The following is a 22720-nucleotide window of genomic DNA, read 5'->3' as shown; positions in this document are numbered from 1 at the left end:
CGCTGACTGAGCGAGAAGGCAACTGCACCCGATGGGGTTTGGAGTTGCGCTGAGGAAACACGACCACCGAAAGAGAGAGAATGGCAAACTCTACGGCCAATTACGGCAATGACAGCATTCGCCAGCTGAAAGATGAGGAGCGCGTTCGCCTTAGACCTGCGGTTATCTTTGGATCCGATGGTCTGGACGGTTGCGCTCATGCCGCTTTCGAGATCCTGTCGAACTCGGTTGACGAGGCTCGTCAGGGCTTCGGCGACCTTATCACGCTGACAGCTTTTGCCGACGGCTCCATCCAAGTCGAGGACAATGGTCGTGGCTGCCCGCTCGATTGGAACCCTACCGAAAAGCGCTTCAACTGGGAGCTTGTCTTTTGCGAGCTGTATGCGGGCGGCAAATACAACAACAACCAAGGCGGCGACTACGACTTCTCTTTGGGCACGAACGGTCTTGGCTCGTGCGCTACGCAGTACGCCTCCGAATACATGGACGCCACCGTATGGCGCGACGGCAACAAGTATTCCTTGCATTTTAAGAAAGGCAAGGTTGTCGGGGCCAAGAAAAAGGCGCTCGAGGTTGAGCCTTCAGACGAGAAGCGAACCGGCACCACCATCAAATGGCGTCCCGACCTTGAAGTCTTCACGTCGATCGACATCCCTGCCGACTGGTATCGCGAAACGATGCGCCGCCAGGCGGTCGTCAACGCCAACGTCACCTTCCGTCTTCGCCTCGAGGGCCCGGAAGGCTTCACCGAAGAGGACTTCTGCTACCCCAAGGGCATCGAAGACTACGTTCTGGAAAAGGTCGGTTCCGAGTATTTGACCGAGCCCTTCTTCATCGAAGCGGACCGCCGTGGCCGCGACCGCGACGACTTGCCCGATTACAACGTTAAAATCACCGCGTGCCTGTGCTTCTCCCGCACCTTCCAGATGCAGGAGTACTACCACAACTCGTCGTGGCTTGAAAACGGCGGATCTCCCGAAAAGGCTGCTCGCAGCGCTCTGACCAGCGCTCTTGATTCGTATATCAAGTCTCAGGACAAGTACAACAAAAACGAGTCCGCCATCAAGTGGCAAGACGTACAAGACTGCCTGGTCCTCGTGACGAACTGCTTTTCGACGCAGACGTCCTATGAGAACCAGACGAAGAAGGCGATTAACAACCGCTTTATCCAGCAGGCCATGACGTCGTTTTTCAAGGAACGCCTCACGACCTATCTCATCGAGAACAAAGACGCGGCGAGCAAGATCGTCGATCAGGTGCTCATCAACAAGCGCTCGCGCGAAAACGCCGAGAAAACCCGCCAGAGCATCAAGTCCAACTTGCAGCAGAAGACCGATATGGCCAACCGCGTGCAGAAGTTCATCGACTGCCGCTCGAAGGACAAGGGCCGCCGCGAAATCTACATCGTGGAGGGCGACTCGGCGGCAGGCGCCATCCGAACCTCGCGCGATGCCGAATTCCAGGGCGTTATGCCCGTTCGAGGCAAGATCCTTAACTGCCTAAAGGAAGATTATCCACGCATCTTCAAGTCCGACATCATCATGGACCTGCTGCGCGTTTTGGGTTGCGGCGTCGAGGTCAAAGACAAGCGCATGAAAAACCTCGGCACCTTCGATTTGGACAACCTCAACTGGAGCAAGGTCATCATCTGCACCGACGCCGACGTCGACGGTTACCATATCCGTACGCTTATTCTGACCATGCTCTACCGGCTCGTGCCGACGCTCATCGACGAGGGCTTCGTCTACATCGCCGAATCGCCGCTCTACGAGATCAACTGCAAGGAGAAGACGTACTTCGCCTACACCGAGCTCGAGAAGAACAACATCTTAAAGGATATCGGCGACCAGAAGTGCTCGATCAACCGCTCGAAGGGTCTTGGCGAGAACGACCCTGACATGATGTGGCTTACGACCATGAACCCTGAAACGCGTCGCTTGATCAAGGTGGAGCCTGAGGATGTTGCCACTATGGAAAGCATGTTCAACCTCTTGCTCGGCAACGACGATGAGGGCCGCAAACGCCACATCGCCGAGCATGGCAGGGAATACCTCGACCAGCTCGACCTGCAGTAACGCTAGTAATAAACGCTCGAACTGCCGCCCGCTTCGATAGGTGGGCCTTAAAAATACGCACCAAGGGGAAACCGTGGCAAAGAAGAAAACTAAAACTGCACCGAAGAAAAAGCACGTGGACAATCCCAACGTGATCGGTCTGCACTCCGAGGTCACGGAGCAGCCTATCACGCAGACGCTCGAGCAGAACTACATGCCCTATGCCATGTCCACTAACGTATCGCGTGCCTTCCCGGAAATCGACGGTTTCAAGCCGTCGCATCGAAAGCTCCTCTACACCATGTACAAGATGGGGCTTTTGAACGGTGCCCGCCAGAAGAGCGCGAACATCGTTGGCCAAACCATGAAGCTCAACCCGCACGGTGATTCCGCCATTTACGAGACCATGGTGCGCCTCGCCACGGGCAATGAGGCGCTTCTGGCGCCCTTCGTCGAGTCCAAGGGCAACTTCGGCAAGTACTATTCCGGCGACTTGAGCTATGCGGCATCGCGCTACACCGAGGCCAAGCTCTCGCCGATCTGCGCCGAGATCTTCAAGGATATCGATAAGGACCCGGTCGATTTCGTGGACAGCTACGATGGCGCCATGAAGGAGCCGCGCCTTCTTCCCACCACGTTCCCCAATATCCTCGTGTCGGCAAACAAGGGCATCGGCGTTGCCATGGCCTCCGACATCTGCGGCTTCAACTTGAACGAAGTGTGCACGGCGACCATGCATTTTCTTCGTGACCCTGACTGTGATCTGCTGGAATACATGCCCGCGCCCGATTTCTCCACTGGCGGCGAAATCATCTACCGCCGCGAGGAGATGGAGCGCATCTTCAACACCGGCACTGGCAGCTTCCAGATCCGTTCGCGTTGGCGCTACCTGCCGGATGAGCGCATCATCGAGGTGTACGAGATTCCGTACACAACCAAAACCGACGTCATCATCGAGCGCATCGTGAAGCTCTCCAAGGAGGGTAAAGTGCGCGAAATCGCCGATATTCGCGACGAGACCGACCTTTCCGGTCTGCGTATCGCAATCGATTTGAAGAGGGGAGTCGATCCCGAGCAGCTCATGGCGAAGCTTTTCCGCTCCACCACGTTGCAGGACTCGTTCTCGTGCAACTTCAACGTGCTGGTCGACGGTTACCCGCGCGTTATGGGCGTGCGCGAGATCTTGGGCGAGTGGGTTGCGTGGCGCGTCGAGTCGACCCGTCGCCGCATGCGCTTCGATCTGGAGAAGAAGACCGACCGCTTGCATCTGCTGCACGGTCTTGAGGCGATCTTGCTCGACATCGACAAGGCAATCGCAATCATCCGCGGCACGAAACTCGAAGCCGAGGTTGTGCCCAACCTTATGAAGGGCTTTAAGATCGACCAGGTCCAGGCAGAGTTCGTAGCGGAAATCAAGCTGCGCAACATCAACGAGGAATACATCCTGAACCGCACGAGGGATATCGAGAAACTCGTAGGCGACATCGCCGAGCTCAACGATATCCTCGCCAGCGAGAAGAAGATCAAGGATGTCATCCACGATGAGCTGGCCGCGGTGAACAAGAAACACGCCATGCCGCGCAAGACCGGCCTTATTGCGCCTTCCGAGATCGTCGAGGTGAACCTCGAGCCCGAGGTCGAGGAATATCCCGTGACCATGATGCTCTCGCGCGACGGCTATCTGAAGAAGATGACCGAGCGCGTGTTGCGAAAGGCTGCGACGCTGAAGTACAAAGACGGCGACGAGCCCTTTATCGAGTTCGACTCCTCTAATACGCACGACTTGCTTGTGTTCACTAACCTGTGCCAGGTGTATAAATGCAAGGTCGCAGCATTCGAAGATACCAAGTCCGCTCAGTTGGGGTCGTATCTGCCTACCGACTTGGAAATGGATGACGATGAGTCTGTGATCTGGGTCATCGACCCTGAAGACTATACGGCCGACGTCCTGTTCGTCTTCGAGAACGGCCGCGTCGCGCGCGTCGCGCTTTCGGGCTACGCCACCAAGACGAATCGCAAGCGCTTGAAGAACGCGATTTACGGCGGAGCCAAGCTATTGTACGCTACGGTGCTGAAGGAAGACCGCGACTTGGCACTCGTGTCGAGCGACTATCGTCTCGTGAACTTCAGCACCTCGCTTTTGCGCACGAAGACCACCAACAACACGCAGGGTGTCCAGGCGTTCACCGCCAAGGGAAATCGAGCGGTGACCATGGTAGGCAAGGCGGAAGAGTTCTTGGGCGGGGAGGCGCCGCTTGAGAAATTCCGCGCTCAAAGTCTCCCGTCAGCGGGCGCATCGATGAAAGAGACGGACATGAGGAGCCTGTTCGACTTGGGGGAATAACACGACCTGGTTTCTAGGAAAAAATGTGGAGGGTCGTTGCCGATTTCGGGGAAACCCGAGGGCAGCGGCCCTTCTTTTCTTCGAGACGAAGCGCCTGCGCTAAAATGTTCGCCGCGGTATAAGACCGCAAGCGTTTTAGAAAGGAACAACGAAATGACGCGCAAGATCGATATTTTTGACACCACGTTGCGCGACGGCGAGCAGTCGCCGGGCGCCTCCATGAACACGGAAGAAAAACTGGTGGTCGCGCGTCAGCTACTACGCATGAAGGTCGACGTGATCGAGGCGGGTTTCCCCATTTCTAGCCCCGGTGATTTCGAGAGCGTTCGCCGGATCGCCGAGCTCGCTGGCGACGATGCGACGGTCGTCGGTCTCACGCGCGCTGTCGAGAAGGACATCGACCGCGCTGCCGAGGCGCTCAAATACGCGAAGCGCCCACGCATCCACACGGGTCTCGGCGTGAGCCCGAGCCATCTGCACGACAAGCTGCACATTACCGAGGACGAGTGCCTCGAGCGTGCGGAACATTGCGTGCGCTATGCCAAGAAATATATGAACGACGTGCAGTTCTACGCCGAAGATGCAGGTCGTTCGGACTATGAGTTCCTCGCGAAGGTCATCCAGCGAGTCGTCGATGCGGGCGCAACGGTCGTCAACATCCCCGACACCACAGGCTACTCGCTTCCCGCCGAATTCGGCCGCCGCATCGCGTATCTTATGGAGAACGTCCGCGGCATCGAGAACGTCACGGTCTCGGTTCACTGCCACAACGACCTCGGTATGGCGACGGCGCTTGCGCTTGAAGGCGTGAAGAACGGCGCGACCCAGGTCGAGTGCACCATCAACGGCCTTGGCGAGCGTGCGGGCAACACCGCGCTCGAGGAAGTCGTGATGGGCATCCGCATGCATGGCGAAGAACTCAACGCGCATACCGACATCAACACGAGGGAATTCACCAAGGCAAGCCGCCTTGTGTCCTCCATCACCGGCATGAACGTCCAGGCGAACAAGGCTATCGTCGGTGCGAACGCGTTCGCGCATTCTTCGGGCATCCACCAAGACGGCGTGCTTAAAAAGCGCGATACCTACGAGATCATCGATCCTGCCGACGTTGGGGCTGGTCAGAGCCAGATTGTGCTTACTGCCCGCAGCGGCCATGCGGCTCTGAAGCATCGCCTCGAGGAGCTTGGCTACGAGTTCGAGGGCGAGGCGCTCGACAAGATCTACGAGGACTTCTTGAACCTTGCTGACAAGAAGAAGGAAGTCTACGACGAGGATCTCGAAAGCCTTATCCACGAGCGCGATCGTCAGGTGAGCGCCGTGTACCTGCTCGAGGGCGTGCAGATATCTTGCGGTACCGACATGATCCCGACGGCTACGGTCACCCTGCGCAATCAGGCCGATCAGGTTGTCACCGCGTGCGATTTCGGCACCGGTCCGATTGACGCCATGTACAAGGCGGTCAACAAGATCGTCCAGGTTGAAAACGACTTGACTGAGTTCTCGGTGCAGAGTGTGACGCGCGGCATTGACGCGCTCGGCGAGGTGACCATTCGCGTTACCGCTCCCGATGGGGAAGTGTATTCTGGCCGCGGCGCCGACAACGATATCGTCGTGTCCTCGGCGCGCGCCTATGTCAATGCTTTGAACCGCCTGCTGAACCATAAGAAGGAGCATCAGCAGAAGTAGCTTTCGGGCGTTTGTTCTGCTCATCGGCGGCGCTCATCTCGGGCGCCGCTTTTGCTAACGGCCCTTGCCCAGCCCCTCGCGGCCCCAATCGCTGCCGCATCGGATTTTGAAAGGAAAGGACGCGAAGATGGATCAATCGCTGACAGAGAGGCTTGCTGACATCGTTGGCAAGGCGAATGTGCGCCTATCGGAGCCGCTTTCGCTCCACACCACGTTCAAGATCGGAGGCCCTGCCGAGCTGTTCGTCTCGCCCTGCAGCGTTGCGGAAGTGTCGCAGGTTGTGCTTGCGTGCGAGCAGGCGGGCGAACCTTGGCGCGTCCTCGGTTGCGGAAGCGATTTGCTCGTATCCGACGAGGGTGTCGACGGCGTGGTGATCGAGGTTCGCGACAATCTCTCTTCGATCCGCGTCGAGGGCTCCCGCATCGTTGCGGAAGCAGGCGCCACGAACGCGGACGTCGCCGAGGCGGCGCGGGCGGCGGGTCTTTCGGGATACGAGTTCGCATGCGGCATCCCGGGCACCATAGGCGGCGCCGCGATCATGAACGCCGGCGCCTATGACGGCGAATTCTCGCAGGTGTGTGTGCGGGTCACGTGCGTAACCCCCGAGGGACGCATCGTGGAAGTGCCTCGCGATGAGACAGAATGGTCGTACCGTCACAGCATGTTCGACGCCGCGCGCTACGTCGTGGTTGCTGCGACCCTCGAGCTTTCCCCTGCACCCGAGGAGGACATCCGCGCGCGTATGGACGAGCTTACGAGCAAGCGCGAGGCGAAGCAGCCGATCGATATGCCTTCTGCTGGAAGCACCTTCAAGCGCCCGGAGGGCTATTTTGCTGCGGCGCTCATCGATCAGGCGGGGCTTGGGGGCCTTTCGGTTGGCGGAGCTCAGGTTTCCACCAAGCACACAGGGTTTGTCGTGAATGCTGGCGATGCGACGGCGGCCGATGTGCAGTCGCTCATCGCCGAGGTGCAGCGCCGCGTGTTCGAGGACTCGGGCGTTATGCTCGAACCCGAGGTTCGCATGTGGGGGTAAGGCGCATAAGCGTGGCGGCAAGTACTTTGAGCAAAGGCGAGCTCCCATGCGACACGAATGTTCGAAAACAGGGGAGCGACGCGGCGAATGCTTCCCTACTTGCCGTGCCGCTTGCCGCTGGATTGTGGCGAACTTGCGCGATGCGAAGCTTCTCGCTAGCCAAAACTTCCCTTTCTGTGGTATAAATAATGTACTGTGCACAGCGGTGCGCATCATACTTTCGCTTCTTTGAGAAAGTGGGCTTCGTCCCGCTTTCTTTGTATGTTGGGGCGAAAACACCGCTCTGCAACGAAAGCGTGCAACGAATACGTCATAGGAAGGAGGCGACATGCTCACCGCCAAAGAACAGAAACTGCTCGATGCGCTCGAGCCCACAGCTAAGGCCAGCGGGGTCGAAATCGTGTCCCTTGAAATCATGGGGTCGAAGAAGGCTCCGACGATTCGCGTCTTCATCGACACCGACGAGGGTGTGAGCTTCGACGAGCTCGCGAGCGCCCAGGTATGGATCAACCGCATCATGGACGAGATCGATCCGTTCCCTGGTGCCTACATGCTTGAGGTTTCCTCTCCTGGAATAGATAGGCCCCTTCGAACGAAGGAGCACTTCACCCGTTTCTCTGGCGAGCAGGTTGTGGTGAAAACGTCGTCTCCTATCGACGGACGCAGCTCATTCACCGGCATGCTCGAAGGCATGGAAGGCGATGACGTGCTCGTCGAGATCGACGGTTCGCGCATCGCTATCGATTACTCGCTCATCAAACGCGCCCATGTGGTGGGCGCTGTAGACTTCAGCTAAGAAAGGAAGCGACCAGACGTGGCTAACTCTGAACTGATCGAAGCGCTGCAGGCTCTCGCTCACGAACGCAAAATCGACGAGTTCTACCTGATCGAGCGCTTGGAGGCTTCGCTCGCTAAAAGCTATCAGCATATTCTCGACCTCGAATGGGACGCTCGCGTCACCATCGACCGCCAGACGGGCAAGATCTACGTGTACGAGCTTGTCCCCGTTGGGGAACCCGACCCGGAGACCGGTGAGTATTCCGAGTTCACCGAGCGCGACGTGACGCCCGACGACGTGAGTCGTATCGCTGCGCAAAACGCCAAGAGCGTCATCTCCACGATCGTCCGCGAGGCGGGGCGTCAGTCCATCTACCAGGAGTTCTCGCATCGTGTGGGCGACCTGGTGACAGGTACCGTGCTCCAGGGCACGCCCGATTTCACCATCATCAAGATTCGCGACGGTGTCGAAGCTGAGCTTCCTCATTACGACTTGAAACGTCTCCCCAACGAGCGTAACGAGCGCCCGAACAACGAGCACTACCGCCACAACCAGCGACTGAAGGTGCTGATCATCGACGTGCGCGACCCTGCAAGCGACCTTCCCAAGGCTCGCGGTGACCAGGCGCGTCCGTCCATCATCGTTTCCCGCACGCATCCCGACCTCATCCGCCGTCTCTTTGAGATCGAAGTCCCCGAAATCTATGACGGTGTGGTCGAGATCAAGTCGATCGCCCGCGAGCCTGGCGCCCGCTCCAAGGTTGCCGTCGCCTCCCGCGAGCGCAACCTCGATCCGGTCGGCGCATGCGTTGGCCCGAAGGGCAGCCGTGTGCGCATGGTCGTCGAGGAGCTGCGCAACGAGCGTGTCGACGTCATTCAATGGAACGAGGATCCAGCGGTCTATGTGGCAAACGCGCTTTCGCCCGCGAAGGTGACGAAGGTCATCATCGACGAGGAGAACAACTACGCGACCGTCGTCGTTCCCGACGACCAGCTTTCGCTCGCTATCGGCAAGGAGGGCCAGAATGCCCGTCTTGCTGCGCGACTGACTGGTTGGCATATCGACATCAAGAGCGCTAGCTTTGCCGGCGCGCCCCTTCGCAACGAGAATATCCTCATCGATGAGGACGAAATCGATGAGGATGAAGAGGGCTTGTGCGCCTTTGTGGACGAAGAGGGCAACCGCTGCCGCAACCATGCACGACCCAACAGCCGTTTCTGCGGTATCCATGCCGATTTGGATGACGCAGAATAAGCGTAGAGGGATTGCGGGAGCGTACAATGGCACAGACGACACCGACAAAGAAGAAGCAGCGTACGTGCGTTGCCTGCGGCACAGCCGATTCGAAGCGCGCGCTTTTGCGCATCGTTCGCTCGCCTGAAGGTGTCGTGTCCTTCGACCCTTCGGGGCGCGCTCCCGGGCGCGGTGCGTATGTATGCTCCGCGGAGTGCTTTGCCGCTGCACGTAAGGCGGGTAAACTTGACCGAGCCCTTCGCACGAAGCTCGGTGAGCAGGATTTAGAGCGCATCGCCGGCGAAATGTCTCGCGACACGAGCCGTTGCGTCGGAAGAGAATAAGAGGAGTGGTACATGGCCAGCATGCGAGTACATGAATTGGCGAAAGAATTCGACATGACGAGCAAGGAATTGCTCGACCGGTTGCACGAGATGAAGATACCGGCGAAAAGCCATGCGAGCATGCTTGCCGATGCCTACGTCGATAAGATTCGCAAGAATCTTTCGCCCGAGATCAAGCAGCGTGCTGGCAAGATCGATGCCGAGGAAGCTAAGCAGCTTGCCGAGGAGAAGGCGGAAGAAGAGCGCAAGAAGGCCGAGGAAGAGGCCAATCGCCGCGCTGCCGTCGAGAAGGAACGTGCACTGCGCGAAGCCGAGCGTGCTCGTCGCGAAGGCCAGGCGCCTGAGGCTGATGCCCGCGCCGAGAAGCCCAAGCATGAACCGAAAAAGGCTCCTGTGAGCAGCGGTTTCGAGGGTCTTGCGAGCCAGATCGAGTCCGAGAAGGAGCGTGTTGCCCGCGAGAAGGCTGAAGCGCGCGCCAAGGCTCGTGCGGCGAAGATGGCGGCAGAAGTTGCGAAGAAACAGGCTGTCGAGGAAGCGCTGCGCTCCCGCGGCAAGAAGTCTTCCAAGCCCGCAACGCAGCACAAGGGCCCGGCGCCTGTGCTCACCGCCAAGAAGTCTTCCAACTTCAGCTCGCTGCTTTCCCAGATCGAGTCCGAGAAGCAGCGCATCGAAGCACAAAAGGCCGAGCAGGCCAACAAGCCCAAGCCCGAGCGCGGCAACCGTCCCGCGAAGGGTGAGCGCGGTCCTAAGAAGGGCAAGCGCGGCAACGTCGTGCAGGTTGTTCCCGAGCTCGAGAATCAAAACCAGAGCCAGGGCGAAGATCGTTATGCCCAGATGGCGGTTCAGGCCGAAAAGCTCCAGCGCGACAAGGTGCTCGCTGAGGCGCGTGCTGCCGTCGCCGCCGCGAACTCCCATGAGGGAGAGGGTCGCCGCAAGAAGCGCAAGGAGAAGCGTCAGGCCGAGGCTCGCGAGCGCATGGAGATGGAGGCCATCCAGAAGGGCCTCGACCCCACGCTCGTGCTCGACGATTCCGTCGTGGAGATTCCCCAGGGTGCAACCGTTGCCAAGTTCGCCGAGCTTCTCGGCGTGCAGCCGAACGACGTGATCAAGCGTCTGTTCATGCTCGGTCAGGCGCTGACGCTTACGCAATCTATGTCTGATGACCTCATCGAGCTCATCGCTGACGACATGGGTCGCAAGGTGCGCGTCGTTTCGCCCGAAGAGGAATATGCCGTCGTGTACCACGACTCTGAGGAAGACTTGAAGCCGCGTCCGCCGGTCGTGACCGTTATGGGACACGTCGACCACGGCAAGACTTCGTTGCTCGATGCAATCCGCCACACCGGCGTCGCTGCGGGCGAAGCGGGCGGCATCACCCAGCACATCGGCGCATCGATTGTCAACATCGACGGCCGTCAGATTACCTTCATCGACACCCCTGGTCACGAGGCGTTTACCGCCATGCGCGCCCGCGGTGCCCAGGTAACCGACGTCATCGTGCTCGTCGTTGCCGCCGACGACGGAGTCATGCCGCAGACCATCGAGGCAATCAACCACGCGAAGGCGGCGGATGTGCCCATCGTCGTCGCGGTGAACAAGATCGACAAGCCCGGCGCGAACCCTGACCGCGTTCGCCAGGAACTCGTCGAGCACGGCGTCATCCCCGAAGAGTGGGGCGGCAAGAACATGTTCGTCGAGGTCTCCGCGAAAAAGAAGCTCCACATCGACGACCTGCTCGAGACGATTCTTCTCCAGGCTGACGTGCTTGAGCTCAAGGCGAACCCCGATGCCGAGGCTTCCGGCTACGTCATCGAGGCGAACCTCGACAAGGGCCGCGGCCCGGTTGCGACCGTGCTCATCCATCGCGGAACCCTGCATCCCGGCGACACCGTTGTGGCGGGCACGTCCTATGGTCGCGTTCGTGCGCTCATTGACCCGCGCGGCAAGCATGTCGATTCCGCTGGCCCCGCCGATCCTGTTGAGATTCTCGGTTTGAACAGCGTCCCGACGGCAGGCGACGAATTCCGCGTGTTCGAAGACGAGCGCGATGCTCGCAAGCTCGCTGAGGAACGTGCGCTGCGTGCCCGCCTCGCCGAGCAGGAGACCAAGTCCCACATGAGCTTGGATGATCTGTTCAGCCGCATCGAAGAGGGCAAACAGACCGACTTGAACCTTATCGTGAAGGCCGACGTTCAGGGCTCGATTGAAGCCTTGCGCGACGCCTTTGAGAAGATGGATCAGTCTGAGGTGCGCATCAACATCGTGCACTCTGCTGTCGGCGGTATCACCGAAACTGACGTTACGCTCGCTGCGGCTTCCGACGCCATCATCATCGGCTTCAACGTGCGCCCGACCGGCAAGTCCAAGCAGCAGGCTGAGAAGGAGAAGGTCGACATCCGTCTGTATCGCGTCATCTATCAGGCGATCGAGGACATCAACGCTGCGCGCGTCGGTTTGCTCTCGCCCGATATCATCGAGGAAGACACCGGTGTTGCCGAGATCCGCGAGACCTTCAAGGTGCCCAAGGTCGGCACCATCGCCGGTTGCTACATCACCGACGGCGAGATTCATCGCGAGGACAAGGTGCGCATCGTGCGCGACGGCACCGTCGTCTTCGAGGGTGAAATCGCCAGCTTGCGTCGCTTCAAGGACGACGTCAAGACGGTCAAGCAGGGTTACGAGTGCGGTATCGGCATCAGCGGTTACCAGGACCTCAAGGTCGGCGATACCATCGAAGGCTACGTCGTCAAAGAGGTCGAGCGTACGGAGTAGGAGGTCGGCATGAAGCAAGGTTCTTCGAGCCGCAAGGTCAACGAGCAGGCGCGCGAGGTTATCGCGAGCATCCTGCTGTTCGATATATCCGATCCCGAGTTGTCGATGGTCACAATCACCGGTTGCGAGGTTTCTTTCGACCGCAGCGTCTGCAACGTGTACTATTCCGCGGACAAGCAGCGCTACGACAAGGTTGCCGAGGCTTTCACCAGGGCGAGTGGCCGTATCCGCTCGCTCATGGCGCGCCGTTTGTCCTGGCGCGTCGCCCCTGAGTTGCGCTTCATGCTCGATCGAAGCGTCGATACGGCCGAGCGTATCGCCGGTGCCCTTGCGCGCGAATCCCAGCGTCCGCCGGTCATTATGAAAGAGGAAGAAGAGGACGAGTAGCATGCCGGTCACACCGCAAACGAACGTTTCGCTTACGGAGATCTCCGCGGTTTTGAAATCGCGCGATGATTATGTGATTTGCGGCCATGTGAGCCCTGACGGCGATTGCCTGGGCTCACAGCTCGCCTTAGCGGGAATTCTGCGCCGCCTCGGGAAAAAGGTGACGTGCGTGTTGGCGAAGCCTGAAAAGCCCGACGTGCGTCTTTCGTTTTTGCCGGGGATTGAAGACATGGTGTATGCGCGTGATTACATGGGCGAAGTCGGGACGTTCGTCGCTGTTGACGTTCCCAATCGTGAGCGAATCGGGGATGCTTCGCGTCTGCTCGATGAGGCGGAGTACTCGATTACCATCGACCACCACGCTTATCCCGAGACGATGAGTACCCTTACGTATTGCAATCCCTCGATGGCGGCAACTACTATGCTCATCTGGGAGCTTTCCAAATGTATGCGCGTCGACAACTCGGGCGATATCGCGTTGTGCGCCTATACCGGCTTGGTTACCGACACCGGTCGTTTCCAGTATCAGAATGCTGACTCTCGTGCGTTTGCGTCAGCTTCGGAGATGATCACCGCGGGCGTCGATGCCTCGTATGTTTCGCGAGAGGTCTTCCAAAACCGCAGTGAAGCATCCGTTTTGCTCGAGGCTTGTGCTATCAAGCACATGAAGCTCTTCTGCGGTGGTCAGGCTGCGATAAGTTATGTTACCCTGCGCGATTTCGAGAAATGTCATGCGGTAAAGGCGGACGCAGAAGCGCTTATCGACACGCTTCGCTCTATCGCGGGCGTTCGCGTTGCCTGCATGCTGCGCGAGCAAGCCGAAACGATTCGCGGCAGTTTCCGCGCGAAGGACGACACCGACGTTGCGGCAATCGCGAACTCATTCGGAGGCGGCGGACATAAGGCTGCTGCTGGTTTCTCAATCGAAGGTCCGATGGAAGGCGCGCTTGTGAGGGTGGAGAAGGCTATCAAGCAGGCGCTTGAATAGGCATGTTACCCCAGTTAGGATGATGCTATATGGTCAAATGCGCATTGACACCCGGTACGTTCGACCCGATCACGGTAGGGCATCTCGATGTGATTACGCGTGCTTCTCAGCTCGTCGATGAGGTTATCGTTGCGGTTGCCGAGTCCGTGAAAAAGGGCCCGCTCTTCACGCTTGAGGAGCGCGTGGCGTTGGTGAAAGAGGCTACCGTGGGTCTCGAAAACGTCCGCGTCGAGCCATTTAATGGGCTGCTTGTCGATTTCGCACACGAGGTTGGCGCGACCGCGGTCGTCAAGGGCCTGCGCGCTATCACGGACTTTGAATACGAGTTCCAGATGACGGCGATCAATTATGAGCTCGATCGCAATTTGGAAACGTTGTTCATCATGTCGACGCCGCAGCACATGTATCTGTCCTCCTCTGTGGTTCGGGAAATCGCCTCTATGGGAGGGGATATCAAAGATTTCGTGCCGCCTTGTGTCGAGCGCGCGCTTAAAGAGAAATTCTCACGATAAGCGCATTGCGGTCGTTGGCCTCCGTACGGTTTTTCGACGACGGGCTTTTGGTTCCGCGAGGATGATTTTATCGGTTTTGCAATGAGGGAAAGCGGGAGCACTCCCGCTTTCTTGCTGTATGAAGGGATAATAGTGGCAGCTAAGAGAGGACAATCGGGTTTGTCGCTCGTTGTGGGAGTGGATAAGCCCTCGGGCATGAGCTCGCATGATGTCGTGAACCGGGTCCGTCGTATCTTCGGGGAGCGCCGAGTCGGTCATACCGGCACCCTCGACCCTTTGGCATCGGGCGTGCTCTGCGTTTGCGTTGGGCCTGCGACGAGGCTCGATAATTATATGGTTGGGCACGACAAACACTACCGGGTGCGAATTACCTTCGGGGTGGGCACCGACACCGACGATGTCGACGGTACTCCCGTTAAGTTCGGAGCGGTTCCTTCTGCCGCTAATGAAGAATCGTTTGCGTGCGAGATACTTGCCCGTTTCATCGGGCCTCAAAAGCAGCTTCCGCCAGCGTATTCCGCTGTCAAGGTGGGTGGCGTCAAAGCGTGCGACGCTGCGCGCCGTGGCAATATCATCGAGCTGAAACCGCGCGATATCGAAGTGTATTCCGCCGACTTGGTCGCCATTGTTTCCGGTGAGGGCGATGCTCCCGTATCATGGGACGTGGATTTCCATGTCTCTAAGGGGACTTACATCAGGGCTCTTGCGCGCGATATCGGTGTTGCGGTGGGCTGTCCTGCGCATGTGGCGGTTCTTCGTCGCATGAGTGCTGGACTCTTGACGCTCGACGATTGTGCAACCCTTGAGGCGCTTGAGCGCATGGGCGTGGATGCGTCACTCGATCCCGTGAAGCTGCTAGGTTTTCGCTTTGCCTTTCTCGAAGGCGATGGGGCGCGCCTTGTTTCTAACGGCAATCCTTTGCCGGAAACTGCCGTTGAACTGTGCGAGCGCCGGCATGCAAGTGCGACCGACGAGATGTGTGCCTGCACGGCGGGTGTGCGTCAAAGTGCGATGGAACCGAAGGATGGCGAGCACGTCGCAATTATCGTCGACAACAAGCTCGTGGGGATTTATGCTTACGAGGAAAAGCGGCAGCGCTATCAGGCTTGCTGCATCTTCCAGACAGGAGTAAGACGTGGCGGAGATATTTAGCGTTGATGAGGCCTTCGATCGTACGCGCTTCGAGGGAGCTTGTTGCGCCTTCGGCGTTTTCGATGGCGTCCATAAAGGTCACGAAGCTCTGATTTCATGTGCGATTGAAGACTCCAAGAAGCGGGGAAGCGCTTCTTTTGCTCTCACGTTCGATCTTGACCCCGACGAGATGTTTCGACCGGGCGAGCTAAAGAAGCTTATGACCAATGAGGATCGCATTCGGGCTCTTGCCGCCTCGGGCGCCGACTTCGTTGCCGTGTTGCCTTTTACGCGCGAATTTGCATCACTTTCACCTGAGGACTTTCTCGCCTCAACCTTCGGCGAGCTTGCACCTGCAAGTATCCATGTTGGTGAAGGCTTTCGCTTCGGAGCACGTGCGAAGGGTACCGAGGAAACGCTTATCGAATGGGGATCGCGCCATTCGTGTAGTGTCACGCCGCATGAATTGCTTTGCCTTGAAGGGGCTCCGGTAAGTGCAACGCGCATCAGAGGACTTCTTTCAACGGGCAACGTCGAGGAGGCTACAAAGCTTCTCGGTCGCCCTTGGAAGGTACGCGGTACGGTGGTATCGGGTCGCGGCGAAGGTGCCCAAATGGGTATCCGCACGGCCAACCTTTCTATCCCCGATGAGTTCCGTGCCGTTGGCGATGGGGTCTATGCCGCCTATGTGCATGTCGATGGGAAGCGCTACAAGGCAGCGGTCAACATGGGTGTTGCGGCGACATTTGCCGACCGTTCGACCGCAAACTGCGAAGCGCATCTCCTGGATTTCGATGGCAATATCTACGGATGCGAAATCGAGGTAGAGTTCATCGCGTGGCTGCGCCCAATGCGTGTCTTCGACGATGTCGACGAATTGATCGCGACTATCATGTCGAATATCGAATGGGTTCGCGAGCATTTGTAGCGTATACTTCCCAATTAGTTAATTGACCTGCTATTTCGCCTTTGTCATGCAAATACATGACAAGGACGATTTTTTGTCATGCGGCAAAATCATGGGTTTGCGTGATGGCCTTCTCACGCCGTTCGCTGCATAGTCGGGATAACACGTTGGCAAGGCAATGCAAAAGGAGCATCGCAATGAAAATCCTCGGAATGGGAACCCCTGAACTTCTTATTATTCTCGTTGTCGTTCTTCTTATCTTCGGGCCGAAGAACCTTCCGAAGCTCGGCAGCGCCATCGGCAAGTCGGTCAAGGGCCTGCGCGAAGGCCTTGGTTCGAACAAGAAGACCGAAGAGGCAACCGATGCAGAAGAGGTTGCAGATAATCTTGTCGAGTCTGAATCTGCCGACGATGAGGAGGCTCCTAAAACCACGAAGAAGCGCGTCGTGAAGAAGGTTGTTGCCTCCGAATAGCGAACCATCCAACGAAAGACCCTTCCCTTGGGCACGCGGCTTGAAGCTGTGTGCCCAATTTGCTTTCGGGCGGGGTATCATCTCTCTACGATGCTTTCCGTGGATACTGATTAACTAACCGTTCGATAGAGGAGGAGTTGGCGTGGTCCAAGTTCCAAGCGACGCAAGACGCGCTCGTTGCGCTATTTTGGGCTTTGCGTCTTTCCAGTCGTGCGTTATCTCGCTTCTCTACATGGGATCGAATTGCTCTTTTTCAATCGGCGAATTCGAGTTCGAACGCGGCGAGCTACTCTTTTCCTTGTTTTTCATGGCGTTCGCGCTCATTGCATGCGCGTTCGCTCCGAACCCTCTCAGGCATCGCCTGCTTTCCACCCCCTCGCTTATCGTGAGCACTGTCCTTATGGCGGCGGGGTCGCTTGCGACGCAATTGCTCGGCACGCATAACGGCGCGCTGCTCTTAATTGAAGGGCTGTTGGTCGGTACCCCAAGTGGCATTGTTTTTGCCGCATGGGGCCAGGCGCTCGGCGGTTTCGAAATCGAGCATTCTGTCCCCGAGGCACTTATCGGCTCCGCACTCGGCGCTGCGATATGCTTCCTTTTGGGGTCTGAGTCGCTTCCCTCCGTGCTCGGCTTGCTTATCTGCGTTTTTCCTCTTCTGTCGCTTTTTTTTCTGCTTGCGCTTCGTCGCGTCGGCTCCGCCCTGCCTGCCACGAAGGGGCCATCAAACAAAGGTGATGCGCCGAAGAATCGCTTCACGAGACGACTTCTTTTTGGCACGCTGCTGTTCGGGTTGGCGACGGGAATCATGCAGACGTACGGCTCGGAACCCGGGATGGATGCCACGCCGACGCTTCCCGTTACGCTCGTGCTCTTCATCTTCTTCTGTCTTGCGGCATTGCAGCTCTTCGGGGGCGAGGGCACACGTCTCGCTTCGAAGGATGCGCCGCGTCCAGAAGGGGGGATGCTTGCTGTCCTCTCGCGTGGCCTTGCCTTCGTTCAGGGTGGGGAAACCGGCCCCCTGGGTGGTACGTATCGTCTTTCGGTGCTCCTGCTTATGGGGGGCTTTCTCTTCGTCGAGGTCCTCGGTGATATCGGGGTACCGGGAGAAGCTGTTGCGATGGCGGGTTTTCTCTCCCTTATCGTTGTCATGGTGTCTCTTTTCCTTGTCATGGGCAAGATCGATGGCGGAGATGCCGCGGTCACGTTTGGGCGCGGTTTTGCCGCGCTTTTCTTTGGCGAGTTCATGGGGCTGGTCGTTGGCAACTTCTTCGATGTTGTGTTCTTTGGAAACGCCGCCGCCCATTTCATGTGCGCTTTGGCGGGTTTGTGCGCTCTGATCGCTTATCTCTATCTGTTTACCGAGCGTGACTTTTCGGCGCTCTCCCAAGTCGCCATTACGCTTGACCGCTTCGATGCCACCTGTCGGAAGATCGGAGCAGAAGCGGGGCTTTCCCCTCGCGAAGCGGAGGTTTTACCGCTCGCGCTCAAGGGCCGTACAGGCGAGCGCATCGCAAGTGAGCTTTGCATCTCAAAAAGCACGGTCGACACGCACCTGCGTCGCATCTACGCGAAATGCGGCGTCCATAACCGCCAGGAGCTCATCGATTTTGCGGAAAGCCATAGTTAACTTTATGTGAATTCCATCGCTCTTTTCTTACCAACAGTTTACAATCCTTTCTGTTCGTTATCTTGGGCTAACTATGCGTAAGCTCAATTATCAGAAAGGAATCTGTAATGAAAAAGAAAACGTTCAACTCCTTGCTCGTCGGCGCAGGCTTTCTTGCCGGTACGGTCGGTGTGAAGGCGCTCACTTCTAAGACTGCGCGGAAGTGCTACGTTCAGGGCGTCGCCAAGGGCCTGCAGGTGAAGCAGGGTTACCAGAACATCGTTGAAGAGGCGAAAGCCCAGGTCGACGACATCGTTGCCGAGGCAAATTACATCAATCTCGCCGAATCCGAAAAGGCCGAAGCCAAGGACGAGAAGTAAAGAAGCCGCTCGATGAAATACACGATTGAGCATGAGATACCGGGGCGAATCCGCGTTCGCCTCTATGGTCGCGTGCCGGAATCGGACGTCGATGCGCTCGAGTCGCTCATGACGGCATGCCCTGGTGTCTCCTCGGCTTGCGTTTACCCGCGAATCGGATCGCTTGCCATCACCTATGGAGGTGGGGAAGAGACAAGGGCCTCGTTGCTCGCTGCGATGGATGCCGTCGATGCGGCGTCCATCGAGAAGGCGAAGCTCGCATGCCCGACGGCGCTTTCGGTTCGCACGCATTCCCTGTTGATGGACATTGCGATGCTTGTCGGTTCCCACTTCGCACGCAAGTGGTTCCTTCCCGCGCCGCTGCGCGTCATAAGGACCATCTGGCATTACCGCCTTTTCCTGAAGGCCGCCTTGAACTCGCTTTTGCACGCGCGTCTCGATGTGCCCGTCCTCGACGCGGCCGCTATCGGCATCTCGTTTGTGAAGGGCGATTTCGCGACAGCTGCCTCGACGATGTTCCTTCTCGATTTGGGCGAGACGCTCGAAGACTACACGCGAGCGCGTTCGGAGAACCAGCTTATCTACTCTTTGCTCGGAGCTCCCGAAAACGCCCAGCTTGTCGACGGGGATAGGGAAATCACTGTTCCCTCCGCCAACCTTAAATCGGGTGACTTGGTCGTCGTCCGTACCGGCATGCCCATAAGCGTCGACGGTGTGGTCGAACGCGGTGTGGCCATGGTGAACCAGTCGACTCTCACCGGCGAGCCGCTTGCCGTCGAACGCACGGTCGGCGATGACGTCTTTGCGGGTACCGCCTGCGAAGAGGGAGAGATTTTCGTCCGTGTCAAGGCGGCGACGGGCGAGACGAAGATCCGCTCCATCGTCTCGCTGGTCGAGATGTCCGAAAGCATGAAATCGGATGTTCAGACAAAACGCGAACGCTTGGCGGATCGCATCGTTCCGTGGAACTTCCTGCTCGCAGGCATCGTTGCGCTCACCACGCGCAGTTTGGTGAAGACGTCTGCGGCGCTTATGGTTGACTACTCCTGCGCGCTCAAGCTGACGGGGTCGATTTCGGTGCTGTCCGCCATGAGCCAGGCCGCCAAGGCTGGTTTCACGGTGAAGGGATCGAAGCATTTCGAGGCTTTTGCCCAGGCCGATACTATCGTCTTCGACAAGACCGGCACGCTTACCGAGGCTCAGCCCCAGGTGAAGTGCATCATCGCGCTTGATGGATGGAACCGAACCCAAGTGCTTCGCTTCTCGGCATGCCTTGAAGAGCATTTCCCGCACCCTGTCGCTCGCGCGGTCGTTCGCGCTGCGGCGGAAAAGAACCTCAAGCATCGCGAACGCCATGCCGCCGTCGAGTACATCGTGGCGCACGGCATTGCAAGCTCCCTCGATGGCAAACGCGCGGTCATCGGGTCGAGGCACTTCGTCGTCGAGGACGAGGGTGTCGTCGTATCCGAGGAGGAGCAACAGATGATCGACGCCGAAGCGAGCGATCTCTCGACGCTCTATCTTGCCGTCGATGGCAAGCTTGTCGGCGTTATCGGTATCGACGACCCTTTGAAGTCGGGCGTTTCCGAAGCGGTCGAAGAGCTGCGTAATCTCGGCTTCGAGCGGATCATCATGCTGACAGGCGACAACGAGAAGACGGCTTCCCGCGTTGCGCAGGCTGCCGGAATCACCGAGTTTCGTGCCGACATGCTCCCCGAGGACAAGCATGAGGTCGTTGAACAGCTGAAGGCCGAAGGGTGCAAGGTGGTCATGGTGGGGGATGGCGTGAACGATTCCCCTGCTCTCTCTGCGGCAACGGTGGGTGTTGCCATGGGGCAGGGCACTGCTATTGCCAAGGAGGTTGCCGATATCACGCTCTCAGAGGGCAATCTGAGTTCGCTCGTTCAGATGCGCAAGCTCTCGCAGGGCCTCATGGGACGAATGGACACCTCGTTTGCACAGACCATTGGGTTCAATTCGGCGCTCTTGGCGCTTGGCATCGGCGGTATTATCACGCCGCAGACCTCCTCGCTTCTGCATAACGCCTCGACGATCGCGCTCAGCATGCACAGCTCGCGTTCGTACAATCTGTAGGGCTTCGGCCCTTTGCCCTTCCCATCGTGCGATGGCTCGGGTATCTTAACTGAGGGCGGGCACCCGCAAAAGGGACCCGCCCTCAGTTTGCTTGAGACGAAAGGACGGCATGAAAGTCACGATCTTCACCGACGGCTCATCTCGTGGGAATCCCGGCCCTGGCGGCTATGGCGCCGTGCTGCAGTTCGTCGATTCGGCGGGCAAGCTGCACGAACGCGAACTCTCTCAGGGGTACGCGACCACGACGAACAACCGCATGGAGCTGCTCGGCGTCATTGTGGCACTTGAGGCGCTCAAACGCCCCTGCACCGTCGAGGTGCATTCCGACTCGCAGTACGTGGTGAACGCCTTCAACCAACATTGGGTCGAGGGCTGGCTTAAGCGCGGGTGGAAAAACGCGAAGAAAGAACCTGTCAAAAACGTTGATTTGTGGAAGCGCCTGCTCGAGGCGAAAAAGCCCCACGATGTGACCTTCATCTGGGTAAAGGGTCACGCCGGCCACCCCGAAAACGAGCGCTGTGATGCGCTTGCGACCGCCGCCGCCGACGGGGAGGGGCTGCTCGAGGACGTCGGTTTTCCCGGTTAGCGCAAATCGGCGCAATAGCCTCGCAGTTGAACCTGGTTCGCGCGTTCCGGGAACAGGTGAGCGTAGAGCGCCATGAAGTAGCTGTCCGTCATCGAGGCGATGTAGTCGACCACAATCTGGTTCGGCTCCGTTGCGTCCACGTAGCGCTCGCGCGTGATGGAGCGCGATTTCCTCGCGAGATAATCGATATGGTGCCTGAATATGGCCGACTCCTCGCGGTCTGCCATAAGGTCGCCGAGCAGTTTCTCGTAGACTTCCTCGAACATCTGCCCGACGGTGATCCCGTCACTTGCGGCAAGGCCTTCCTTGTTATAGATGAGCTCGTAGTTTTGGCGCTTCGCCCGCTTGAGGTCCTCGAACATGGCCTCGCTCATGGCGATGCGGTCCGTGCCGTAACTCTCGTTCACGATATCGGCCGTAAGGTTGTTGATGATCTGCGCGTTCGCCTTGCCCATCACCGTCGACTCGAATGCATCGAGCGAGGAGAGCGCGCCCATATCCATAGCATCCTGACGGTCTTTGCCGACGTAGGCGATCATGTCCGCTACGCGCACGACGCAACCCTCGAGTGTTGAGGGGCGCAGTGTGGCGATGGCTTTCTCATTGGCCGTGCAGTCCTCGACGAGCGCGTCGAGCTCATCGAAGGTGGTAACGTGCCCGCGCTTGAGTTCCTGCTGGGCGAATTCGCCGTTGTGGCAGAGCACGCCGTCGAGCGTCTGCAGGCTCACATTGCGGCGATAGAGCTGGTCGAGCACGCGAACCGAATGGACGTTATGGTTGAAGTAGCGGCCGGTGCGCTCATGGTAGCAGCTCGACAAGAACCGCTCTCCCGCATGTCCGAACGGCGTGTGCCCCAGGTCGTGTCCAAGCGCTATGGACTCGATCAGATCGCAGTTCAGCCCGAGGAGCCGCCCGATGCCCCTCGCAACGCGGCTCACCAGCTGCACATGCAGGCCGCGGCGGCAGATGTCGTCGTTCTCGACAAACGAGAATACCTGCGTCTTTCCCGCGTAACGGTTATAGGCGGGCACGTTCACGATCTTCTCGATATCGCGGGCGAATGCCGGTCGTGCAATTGTCGCGACATCATGCGGGTTCGCTTCGCGTCGCACCACGTCCTCGTCGCGAAACCGATAGGGATTCTCTCGCCCGGCAGCACGGTCGGCAAGAATGCTCGCCTCGATTTCCGCGTCAATCGAAAGATAGGGAATGGTTTCTTTCGGCATGCTCGCCTTCCTTCTCGCCGCAAGCGAAACATCGCGGCTTTGATGCATGCGATGTCGCGCCTTCTTCGTGTGCCGCCATTGTAGCAGTGGCTTGCGCTCTTCGGGCAAGGTTATAGGCGCACTGCGCATTTGCCCGAGCTCGCGGGGCGGGCGCCAATCGGTCGTGCTACCATAAGGGCCATT

General features: G+C 58.4%; 19 protein-coding genes. 18 read left to right on the top strand and 1 reads right to left on the bottom strand.

Translation table 11 applies throughout. The annotated features are described in order from the left end of the window. The first annotated feature begins 80 nt into the window (after window positions 1–80). The 18 genes from Q0G85_RS02680 to rnhA all read left to right on the top strand — a co-directional run bounded on the left by Q0G85_RS02680 (window position 81) and on the right by rnhA (window position 21311). Window positions 81–2075, top strand: coding sequence for a type IIA DNA topoisomerase subunit B (locus Q0G85_RS02680; protein ID WP_297154481.1), 1995 nt, complete (start codon window positions 81–83; stop codon window positions 2073–2075). Between the two features lie 73 nt (window positions 2076–2148). Beyond that, complete coding sequence (locus Q0G85_RS02675; protein ID WP_297154479.1) at window positions 2149–4398, top strand: DNA gyrase subunit A; 2250 nt, start codon at window positions 2149–2151, stop codon at window positions 4396–4398. A gap of 153 nt (window positions 4399–4551) precedes the next feature. Further along, window positions 4552–6087, top strand: a complete 1536-nt coding sequence (locus tag Q0G85_RS02670) for a 2-isopropylmalate synthase (protein ID WP_297154477.1) — start codon at window positions 4552–4554, stop codon at window positions 6085–6087. A 127-nt stretch (window positions 6088–6214) separates the two neighbouring features. After that, window positions 6215–7120 carry a UDP-N-acetylmuramate dehydrogenase gene (murB, locus tag Q0G85_RS02665; protein WP_297154475.1) on the top strand — a complete coding sequence of 302 codons (906 nt, stop codon included), beginning with the start codon at window positions 6215–6217 and terminating at the stop codon, window positions 7118–7120. A 328-nt stretch (window positions 7121–7448) separates the two neighbouring features. Further along, entirely contained in the window at window positions 7449–7916 is a 468-nt protein-coding gene (rimP, locus tag Q0G85_RS02660; protein WP_297154473.1) for a ribosome maturation factor RimP, read from the top strand. 18 nt (window positions 7917–7934) lie between these two features. Then, entirely contained in the window at window positions 7935–9152 is a 1218-nt protein-coding gene (gene nusA, locus Q0G85_RS02655; protein WP_297154471.1) for a transcription termination factor NusA, read from the top strand. Window positions 9153–9178: 26 nt separating this feature from the next. Then, window positions 9179–9475: an RNase P modulator RnpM gene (locus Q0G85_RS02650; RefSeq protein WP_297154469.1), complete on the top strand. Its 297-nt coding sequence runs from the start codon at window positions 9179–9181 to the stop codon at window positions 9473–9475. Window positions 9476–9487: 12 nt separating this feature from the next. Beyond that, complete coding sequence (gene infB, locus Q0G85_RS02645) at window positions 9488–12247, top strand: translation initiation factor IF-2 (RefSeq protein WP_297154467.1); 2760 nt, start codon at window positions 9488–9490, stop codon at window positions 12245–12247. Between the two features lie 9 nt (window positions 12248–12256). Beyond that, window positions 12257–12634 (top strand): 30S ribosome-binding factor RbfA, encoded by a 378-nt coding sequence (rbfA, locus tag Q0G85_RS02640; RefSeq protein WP_297154465.1) that lies wholly within the window; start codon window positions 12257–12259, stop codon window positions 12632–12634. A gap of 1 nt (window position 12635) precedes the next feature. Beyond that, window positions 12636–13622, top strand: a complete 987-nt coding sequence (locus Q0G85_RS02635; RefSeq protein WP_297154462.1) for a bifunctional oligoribonuclease/PAP phosphatase NrnA — start codon at window positions 12636–12638, stop codon at window positions 13620–13622. Between the two features lie 29 nt (window positions 13623–13651). Continuing rightward, window positions 13652–14134 carry a pantetheine-phosphate adenylyltransferase gene (coaD, locus tag Q0G85_RS02630; protein WP_297154460.1) on the top strand — a complete coding sequence of 161 codons (483 nt, stop codon included), beginning with the start codon at window positions 13652–13654 and terminating at the stop codon, window positions 14132–14134. Window positions 14135–14266: 132 nt separating this feature from the next. Further along, window positions 14267–15286: a tRNA pseudouridine(55) synthase TruB gene (truB, locus tag Q0G85_RS02625; RefSeq protein WP_297154458.1), complete on the top strand. Its 1020-nt coding sequence runs from the start codon at window positions 14267–14269 to the stop codon at window positions 15284–15286. After that, a complete protein-coding gene (gene ribF, locus Q0G85_RS02620; RefSeq protein WP_297154456.1) occupies window positions 15270–16193 on the top strand; it encodes a riboflavin biosynthesis protein RibF in 924 nt (307 codons plus the stop codon). The genes truB and ribF overlap by 17 nt, the downstream gene beginning before the upstream one ends. A 176-nt stretch (window positions 16194–16369) precedes the next feature. Further along, the gene (gene tatA, locus Q0G85_RS02615) at window positions 16370–16645 is read left to right on the top strand and encodes a twin-arginine translocase TatA/TatE family subunit (RefSeq protein WP_297154454.1); all 276 of its coding nucleotides are present in this window, start codon (window positions 16370–16372) and stop codon (window positions 16643–16645) included. A 307-nt stretch (window positions 16646–16952) separates the two neighbouring features. Then, entirely contained in the window at window positions 16953–18272 is a 1320-nt protein-coding gene (locus Q0G85_RS02610) for a helix-turn-helix transcriptional regulator (protein WP_297154452.1), read from the top strand. A gap of 107 nt (window positions 18273–18379) precedes the next feature. Further along, window positions 18380–18631 carry a DUF6110 family protein gene (locus Q0G85_RS02605; protein WP_297154450.1) on the top strand — a complete coding sequence of 84 codons (252 nt, stop codon included), beginning with the start codon at window positions 18380–18382 and terminating at the stop codon, window positions 18629–18631. A gap of 12 nt (window positions 18632–18643) precedes the next feature. Beyond that, complete coding sequence (locus tag Q0G85_RS02600) at window positions 18644–20725, top strand: heavy metal translocating P-type ATPase (RefSeq protein ID WP_297154448.1); 2082 nt, start codon at window positions 18644–18646, stop codon at window positions 20723–20725. A 109-nt stretch (window positions 20726–20834) separates the two neighbouring features. Further along, the gene (gene rnhA, locus Q0G85_RS02595; protein WP_297154447.1) at window positions 20835–21311 is read left to right on the top strand and encodes a ribonuclease HI; all 477 of its coding nucleotides are present in this window, start codon (window positions 20835–20837) and stop codon (window positions 21309–21311) included. Here the strand turns inward: rnhA and Q0G85_RS02590 are convergent. Next, the gene (locus Q0G85_RS02590; protein WP_297154446.1) at window positions 21308–22537 is read right to left on the bottom strand and encodes a deoxyguanosinetriphosphate triphosphohydrolase family protein; all 1230 of its coding nucleotides are present in this window, start codon (window positions 22535–22537) and stop codon (window positions 21308–21310) included. The two genes, rnhA and Q0G85_RS02590, sit on opposite strands and share 4 nt — an antisense overlap. Window positions 22538–22720 lie beyond the last annotated feature (183 nt).

This window comes from uncultured Ellagibacter sp. (assembly GCF_934617235.1).
Lineage (GTDB): Bacteria > Actinomycetota > Coriobacteriia > Coriobacteriales > Eggerthellaceae > Ellagibacter.
The sequence above is the reverse complement of the archived record's forward strand: the minus strand, read 5'-3'. Positions and strand labels throughout refer to the sequence as shown.

Bases quoted from the DNA above. Each gene is read 5' to 3' on its own strand.
- Q0G85_RS02680 (WP_297154481.1), top strand. From the start codon at position 81: ATGGCAAACTCTACGGCCAATTACGGCAATGACAGCATTCGCCAGCTG.
- Q0G85_RS02670 (WP_297154477.1), top strand. From the start codon at position 4,552: ATGACGCGCAAGATCGATATTTTTGACACCACGTTGCGCGACGGCGAG.
- murB (WP_297154475.1), top strand. From the start codon at position 6,215: ATGGATCAATCGCTGACAGAGAGGCTTGCTGACATCGTTGGCAAGGCG.
- rimP (WP_297154473.1), top strand. From the start codon at position 7,449: ATGCTCACCGCCAAAGAACAGAAACTGCTCGATGCGCTCGAGCCCACA.
- Q0G85_RS02650 (WP_297154469.1), top strand. From the start codon at position 9,179: ATGGCACAGACGACACCGACAAAGAAGAAGCAGCGTACGTGCGTTGCC.
- infB (WP_297154467.1), top strand. From the start codon at position 9,488: ATGGCCAGCATGCGAGTACATGAATTGGCGAAAGAATTCGACATGACG.
- rbfA (WP_297154465.1), top strand. From the start codon at position 12,257: ATGAAGCAAGGTTCTTCGAGCCGCAAGGTCAACGAGCAGGCGCGCGAG.
- Q0G85_RS02635 (WP_297154462.1), top strand. From the start codon at position 12,636: ATGCCGGTCACACCGCAAACGAACGTTTCGCTTACGGAGATCTCCGCG.
- coaD (WP_297154460.1), top strand. From the start codon at position 13,652: ATGGTCAAATGCGCATTGACACCCGGTACGTTCGACCCGATCACGGTA.
- tatA (WP_297154454.1), top strand. From the start codon at position 16,370: ATGAAAATCCTCGGAATGGGAACCCCTGAACTTCTTATTATTCTCGTT.
- Q0G85_RS02610 (WP_297154452.1), top strand. From the start codon at position 16,953: ATGGCGTTCGCGCTCATTGCATGCGCGTTCGCTCCGAACCCTCTCAGG.
- Q0G85_RS02605 (WP_297154450.1), top strand. From the start codon at position 18,380: ATGAAAAAGAAAACGTTCAACTCCTTGCTCGTCGGCGCAGGCTTTCTT.
- Q0G85_RS02600 (WP_297154448.1), top strand. From the start codon at position 18,644: ATGAAATACACGATTGAGCATGAGATACCGGGGCGAATCCGCGTTCGC.
- rnhA (WP_297154447.1), top strand. From the start codon at position 20,835: ATGAAAGTCACGATCTTCACCGACGGCTCATCTCGTGGGAATCCCGGC.
- Q0G85_RS02590 (WP_297154446.1), bottom strand. From the start codon at position 22,537: ATGCCGAAAGAAACCATTCCCTATCTTTCGATTGACGCGGAAATCGAG.